Genomic DNA, 2,026 nt, shown 5'->3' with positions numbered 1-2,026 from the left:
GGGCGAGTTTACGGGCGACCAGCTCCGGAGAGGTTTCGCCTCCCGCCAGTTCGCGTAACGACAGGGGCTCGGAGAAATGAACAAAGGTATTACGTCCGTTAAACAGAATCGCAAAAAAAGTCATCACGCGGCCGCCGAGGCTACCTGCATTCTGCAGCCAGATACGAAGGAAAGAACGTTCGCGCTCCGGTGAACGTCCCCACATAACCCGCACGGGCATCACCTGAATGTCACGACTGTCATCCGCAAGCATCCATTCAGCTTGTCTCTTCAGATGACGGGGAATTGTAGCGAGCCCATCTTTGCGGAATGGATTTCCGGGGCGGCGATAAATGCCGAAATAAGGATTGCCAGGTAAGGTACCATTCAGCCGTTGCTGAAATGGTGCCTGCCAACCACGCTCGGAGACTTCTTTGTTAATAACAATCTGCTCGGCATATGAGGGATAGAGCATGGCGTAAATAACGGGCTGCACTGGGTCCAGTTCGATCTTGTCTTTATCAGCACCAATAATCTTTGTCTTGACCAGCTTATAAAGCAGCTTCTGTTGCCACTGATTGATTCGGATACGTAATTTTCGGATGACGCTCATAGATGAACCTGTAAAAAAGAACCATTTCAGGCGGCGGATTATATGTTATCCACGTGACAATTACTGGTGCTGTACCGCCAATTAATAGTGCGGTGGTGGCGGTTCGTCCGCTGGATTTGCAATCCCGCTGTCGGTTGTCTGGATTTGCTCCATGCGCCGATACATATGCTGCAGTGCTTCTTTTGCTAACCGGAACTCTGCTGATATGGTCGCAAGTTCTTTATTCAGAGTCTCCACCGTATCCTCGAGATATGTAATCCGCGTTTCAAGTTGAGTGACTCTTTCGGCCGCAGGCGGCAATTTATTTTCCATGATTGCAGTCTCCATGCGCTATCGTGTTGATTTTTTTGGTTAATTGGGCTTTCATAGCCCACTTGTCAATGGTCTGCGACGGTATTTTTACGTATATCGGGCATCCCGTCTCTGGCCGGCATAATAACAACGAGTGATTCGGGATAACACATGGGTAAGTTAATGGTTCGTAAATTAATCGTAGCAGTCGTATTTGCAGTAATAGCGCCGTTTGTTGTCGTCGCGCTGATTGCAGGTCTGGCTAAAGATATTCAACTGGCTGGTGGTGCTGCCACTAGCTTCTCTACTCTGCTGAACTCAGAAGGCATGGCGGTCGCACTGATTGTTATGGCAATTCTGGCATTCATCATCAGCTTTGTGTCTGCTCAACTGGTTCCGGCGCGTCGCCGTCGCCAGCGCAGCAGTGGCACTATGGTTGAGAGTGACGTAGAAGATGGCCGTGAGCGTGGCGTCGTTAAGTGGTTCAACGTGAAGAAAGGCTTTGGCTTTATTACCTGGGACGAAGGCGAGGATGTGTTTGTTCACTTCCGCTCTATCCGTGGTCAGGGGCATCGCTCTCTGACCGAAGGTCAGCGCGTTAAGTTCAGCGTTGTTCGTGGTGAGAAAGGCCCTCAGGCGGAAGATGTATCGGCGATACGCTGAGTCTGATGAGTATAAAAAAGCGGCTTGAAGCCGCTTTTTTTGTATCTGTCTTCAGCCCTGATATGGGCTACTGGATCTTCTCTCGATGAAGCGAGAGCTCGTCGCAGCTCTGCGACTCGCACAGCCAGCAAAGCGTAATTTTCAGATGAGACCAGAGCATAGGCTTACCTCCTTTCTATAACTGCAGTATAGACAGGAGGTTGTACTGTGCTCTGCACTGACCTGAAAGTCAGGCGACTAAGCCAACCAATCTCAGAGTTTCAGAAGAGATTTAAGCAGTCGTGGGTTCGCTACTGCAATGTTGGCTGGTGCAGAAACACGCGGTGCGCCATCAATGGCTGCAAGCAGGCAGCCCGCTTCTGAGGTCAGAAGAGTGCCGGCATTCAGTGCGATGGCGTCGAGATCAGACACCAGTGCCGCCTGGAAGCGGTCCGCAGCAACATAAGCCATGGTCAGAATGCCCGAGCCAATAGAGCGTAC

At 50.8% G+C, this 2,026-nt stretch carries 2 protein-coding genes and 2 pseudogenes; 1 reads left to right on the top strand and 3 read right to left on the bottom strand.

Going from position 1 to position 2,026, the window contains the following annotated elements; genetic code table 11:
• Together B2067_RS14820 and B2067_RS14815 are read right to left on the bottom strand one after the other, a co-directional pair.
• Positions 1-592 (bottom strand): annotated as a pseudogene (locus B2067_RS14820) (hypothetical protein); the annotation flags it as partial.
• 81 nt (positions 593-673) lie between these two features.
• Entirely contained in the window at positions 674-904 is a 231-nt protein-coding gene (locus B2067_RS14815) for a SlyX family protein (RefSeq protein ID WP_068439695.1), read from the bottom strand.
• A gap of 150 nt (positions 905-1,054) precedes the next feature.
• Here B2067_RS14815 and B2067_RS14810 point away from each other — a divergent pair, with 150 nt between their 5' ends.
• Positions 1,055-1,546, top strand: a complete 492-nt coding sequence (locus B2067_RS14810) for a cold shock domain-containing protein (protein ID WP_068439693.1) — start codon at positions 1,055-1,057, stop codon at positions 1,544-1,546.
• 252 nt (positions 1,547-1,798) lie between these two features.
• Here B2067_RS14810 and B2067_RS14805 read toward each other — a convergent pair.
• Positions 1,799-2,026: pseudogene (locus tag B2067_RS14805) on the bottom strand (inositol monophosphatase family protein); the annotation flags it as partial.

Origin of the sequence: Thalassolituus sp. UBA2590 (assembly GCF_002339775.1) — a bacterium.
In the GTDB taxonomy this organism is placed as follows: domain Bacteria; phylum Pseudomonadota; class Gammaproteobacteria; order Pseudomonadales; family Oceanobacteraceae; genus Thalassolituus.
This window is presented reverse-complemented; position numbering and strand designations above follow the sequence as displayed.

Excerpts from the sequence above, each read along its gene's own strand:
- B2067_RS14815 (WP_068439695.1), bottom strand. The coding sequence starts at position 904 with ATGGAAAATAAATTGCCGCCTGCGGCCGAAAGAGTCACTCAACTTGAA.
- B2067_RS14810 (WP_068439693.1), top strand. The coding sequence starts at position 1,055 with ATGGGTAAGTTAATGGTTCGTAAATTAATCGTAGCAGTCGTATTTGCA.